The sequence below is a fragment of the Jatrophihabitans sp. genome, assembly GCF_051960575.1.
Lineage (GTDB): Bacteria > Actinomycetota > Actinomycetes > Mycobacteriales > Jatrophihabitantaceae > JBQCEE01.
This window is the reverse complement of record NZ_JBQCEE010000229.1, coordinates 1-3,830: the sequence shown is the minus strand read 5'-3', so window position 1 is coordinate 3,830 and position 3,830 is coordinate 1. Positions and strand designations below refer to the sequence as shown.

Here is a 3,830-nt window from a genome sequence, read left to right as displayed (position 1 = left end):
CCGGCTCGATGAGCACCCGCAGGGCGTCCGGGCCGTCGTCGACGTCCTCGAGCAGCGTGGCCGCCGCCTCCTCGAGCTCCTCGGTCGGCGCCTGCGCCTCGATCACGATGAGCCCGGTGTCGCCGTTCCAGGCCAGCCCCATCGCCGCGACGCGGAACTCCTCGTCGATCGGCTGCTCGAGCGCCTCGCTGTCGGGCGGCCCGGCCGGCAGCGCGGTGCCGGTGCGCTCGACGATGTCGTCGAGCAGCTCCTCGAGCCGGTCGGCGAGCACCACCACCTGCTGCTTCTCGAGGGCGACCGACACCACCCGGTTGCCGTCGACGGCCTGCAGGAAGAACGTGCGCTCGCCGGGTGCACCCACCGTCCCGGCGACGAAGCGGCTGGGACGGTCGAAGAGGAACAGCTGGCGCGGCATGATGCCCTCCAGCGTAGTCAGAACCGGTCAGACCGTGCCGCCTCCGGCGCCGCCACCCACCGTCGCATCGGAGGTCCGCCGCCGCCGCGTCCTCTTCGGCGGGACGAGGCCACTGACGTCGCCACCGACGTCGTTCATCCGCACCACGAACGGCCGCGTGGCCGTGTAGCGCACCACCGACACCGAGCACGGGTCGGGCACGATCCGCTGGTACTGGTCGAGGTGCAGGCCGAGCGCGTCGGCGAGGATCGCCTTGATCACGTCGCCGTGCGTGCACGCCACCCAGACCGCGTCGTCGCCGAGCCTCTGGTCCCAGTCGCGCACGGCGGCGATCGCCCGCGACGACATCTCCGGCAGGCTCTCGCCGTTCGGGAACCGCACGGCCGACGGCTGTGCCTGGACGACCTTCCACAGCGGGTCCTTGACGAGGTCCTTGATCGCCTTGCCCGTCCAGTCGCCGTAGCCGCACTCGATGAGCCGGTCGTCGACGTGCCAGGCGGGGTCCTTCGCCTGCGCCTCGCGCACCGCGGTCGCCGTCTCGACGCACCGCTCGAGCGGGCTGGTGACGACGGCGGTCAGCGGCACCGCGGCGAGCCGCTGCGCGAGCGCCTCGGCCTGCTTGATCCCGCGATCGTCGAGGTGCAGGCCGGGCGCGCGGCCGGCGAGCACCGGACCGGTCTTCGCGGTGAGCCCGTGCCGGACGAGCAGCAGCGTCGACATCAGCGGGTGGCGTGCAGGACGCCGGCGGAGAGCAGCACGATCAGCAGTATGCCGAGCGCGATCCGGTAGCCGATGAAGATCATCGTGCTGTGCCGCGCGATGTAGCGCATCAGCCACGCGATCGACGCGAAGCCGACGACGAACGCGACGATGGTCGCCACGATGGTGACGCCGGCGCCCGGCGCGTTTCTGTCGCCGGCGTGCGAGTAGGCCTCGTACAGGCCCGAGAGCAGCACCGCGGGGATCGACAGCAGGAACGAGAACCGCGCCGCCGTCGGCCGGTCCAGCCCGCGGAACAGCCCGGCCGTGATCGTGCTGCCCGAGCGCGAGACACCCGGGATGAGCGCCAGCGCCTGCGCACCGCCGATCGCCACGGCGTCCGTGGTCGTGATCTGCGCCTCGCCCCGTACCCGTGTGCCGACCCGCTCGGCCACCAGCAGCACCAGCGCGAGCACGATGAGCGCGGACGCGATGAGCCACAGGTTGTGGGCACCGGTCTCGATCTGGTGCTTGAACACCAGGCCCAGGATCCCGATCGGGATCGTCGCGAGGATGAGGTACCACCCCATGCGGTACTCGTGCGACCCGCGCACGTCCTTAGCCACGATGCCGCGGAACCAGGTGCGGGTGACGTTCCAGAGGTCGCGCCAGAAGTACAGGACGATCGCCAGGGTGGTGCCGAGCTGGATGACGGCGGTGAACGCCGCGCCCGGGTCGTTGGGGATGTCCTGGTTGTAGTTCAGGTGCCAGTCGAACAGCGCGGGGACGATGCGCAGGTGGGCCGTCGACGAGATCGGCAGGAACTCGGTGAGCCCCTGGACGAGCCCGAGGATCACGGCCTGGACGAAGGTCACGAGGCGACGCCGCTGCGGTCGAGGGCCTCGGCGGCGGCACGGATCGAGGTCAGCTTGTCCTCCAGGGTCGCGCCGGTCGGCATGACGTTGAGCGTGGTGACGCCGACGGACGCGAACTCGGCGAGCCGGTCGGCCAGGCGCGGGACAGGCCCGAGCAGCGAGGTGGCGTCGATGAACTCGAACGGCACCGCCGCGCCCGCGGCGGCGTAGTCGCGCGCGAGATAGCGGTCCTGCACCTCGGCGGCGGCGTCGGCGAAGCCCATGCGCACGGCGAGGGCGTTGTAGAAGTTCTGCTCGCGACTGCCCATGCCGCCGACGTAGAGGGCGGCGTAGCCGCGCAGCGGGTCGGCGCAGGCGGCGAGGTCGTCACCGACCGAGACGCCCATCGACGGCGCGATGTCGAAGCCGTCGAGGGTCCTGCCCGCCTTCTCGCGTCCGGCGCGCAGGTGCACCAGCTGCTCGTCGGCGAATGCGGCGTTGAAGAACACCGGCAGCCAGCCGTCGGCGATCTCGCCGGTGAGCTCGAGGTTCTTCGGCCCGATCGCCGCGAGGTAGAGCGGGATGTCGGCGCGCCGAGGGTGCACCTGGAGGAACAGCGCCTTGCCCGGCCCGTCGGGCAGTGGCAGCCGGTAGGTCTCGCCGTCGTAGCGCACGCGCTCGCGGCGCAGCGCGAGGCGCACGATGTCGACGTACTCGCGGGTGCGGGCCAGCGGCTTGGCGAACCGCACGCCGTGCCAGCCCTCCGACACCTGCGGCCCGCTGACGCCCACGCCGAGGCGGAAGCGTCCCTTCGAGAGCATGTCGAGCGACGCCGCGGTCATCGCGGTCATCGTCGGCGTCCGGGCCGGGATCTGCAGGATCGCGCTGCCCACGTCGATCCGCTTGGTGCGGGCGGCCAGCCAGGTGAGCGCGGTGACCGCGTCCGACCCGTAGGCCTCGGCGACCCAGGCGCACGCGAACCCGAGCCGTTCGGCCTCCTGCACCAGCGTCACGGTGTCGTCGAACGCGTCCCAGCCCCAATATCCGACGTTGATCCCCAGGCGCACCCGCGCAGCCTACCGAGGGCGGTAGTTTGGCTCGCCGTGGAGCAACGCATGGTGGGCCGCAGCGGCCTGCGGGTGTCGAACCTCGGTCTCGGGACGATGACGTGGGGTGTCGAGACCGACGCGGACGACGCCGCCGCGCAGCTGCTGACCTTCCACGAGCACGGCGGCACCCTCGTCGACACCGCCGCGTCGTACGGCTACGGCGAGGCCGAGTCGATCCTCGGCTCGCTGCTCGGCGACCTCGTGCCGCGCGACGACCTCGTCATCGCCACCAAGGCCGGCATCACCCGCCGCCGCGAGGACAACGGCCGGCTGGTCGACGCGTCGCGCAACGCCCTGCTGCGCCAGTTGGACGCGTCGCTGCGCAAACTCGGCACCGACCACGTCGACCTGTTCTACGTCCACACCGTCGACGACACCGTCCCGTTCGACGAGACGCTCGGCGCGCTCGACCACGCGGTCGGCTCGGGCCGCGCGCGCTACGTCGGCGTGTCGAACTACTGCGGCTGGCGCTTGGGCCGTGCGGTGTCATGGCAGGCGGCCGTCTCGGGCCGCGCGCCGATCGTGGCCAACCAGGTGCGGTACTCCCTGGTCGACCGGGGCGTGGAGCGCGAGGTGGTGCCCGCGGCGCAGGCGTTGGGCGTCGGCGTCTTCCCGTACTCGCCGCTCGGCGGCGGCGTCCTCACGGGCAAGTACCGCGGCGGCGTCCCGGCAGATTCGCGGGCCGCGGCGGCGCGCCCGCTGCCCATGCAAGAGGTCGCGGCGGCGGCCGGCATCGTCGAGGCGGTGGCCACC

Annotated in this window: 5 protein-coding genes; 1 reads left to right on the top strand and 4 read right to left on the bottom strand. The window is 72.3% G+C overall.

Annotation, left to right across the window (positions count from 1 at the left end; all coding sequences use genetic code 11):
* The 4 genes from ACTHMS_RS12635 to ACTHMS_RS12620 form a co-directional block, all read right to left on the bottom strand.
* On the bottom strand, positions 1 to 415 hold a 415-nt coding region (locus tag ACTHMS_RS12635), incomplete at its 3' end, for a DUF3090 domain-containing protein (RefSeq protein ID WP_440307021.1).
* A gap of 27 nt (positions 416 to 442) precedes the next feature.
* A complete protein-coding gene (locus ACTHMS_RS12630) occupies positions 443 to 1,135 on the bottom strand; it encodes a histidine phosphatase family protein (protein WP_440307020.1) in 693 nt (230 codons plus the stop codon).
* The gene (locus ACTHMS_RS12625) at positions 1,135 to 1,989 is read right to left on the bottom strand and encodes an undecaprenyl-diphosphate phosphatase (RefSeq protein WP_440307019.1); all 855 of its coding nucleotides are present in this window, start codon (positions 1,987 to 1,989) and stop codon (positions 1,135 to 1,137) included. Before ACTHMS_RS12625 ends, ACTHMS_RS12630 begins: the two co-directional genes overlap by 1 nt.
* Complete coding sequence (locus ACTHMS_RS12620) at positions 1,986 to 3,035, bottom strand: LLM class F420-dependent oxidoreductase (RefSeq protein ID WP_440307018.1); 1,050 nt, start codon at positions 3,033 to 3,035, stop codon at positions 1,986 to 1,988. Before ACTHMS_RS12620 ends, ACTHMS_RS12625 begins: the two co-directional genes overlap by 4 nt.
* Before the next feature lie 36 nt (positions 3,036 to 3,071).
* Between ACTHMS_RS12620 and ACTHMS_RS12615 the strand changes: the two genes are divergently transcribed.
* On the top strand, positions 3,072 to 3,830 hold a 759-nt coding region (locus tag ACTHMS_RS12615), incomplete at its 3' end, for an aldo/keto reductase (protein ID WP_440307017.1).

Coding starts and splice junctions, on each gene's coding strand:
- ACTHMS_RS12630 (WP_440307020.1), bottom strand. CDS start 1,135: ATGTCGACGCTGCTGCTCGTCCGGCACGGGCTCACCGCGAAGACCGGT.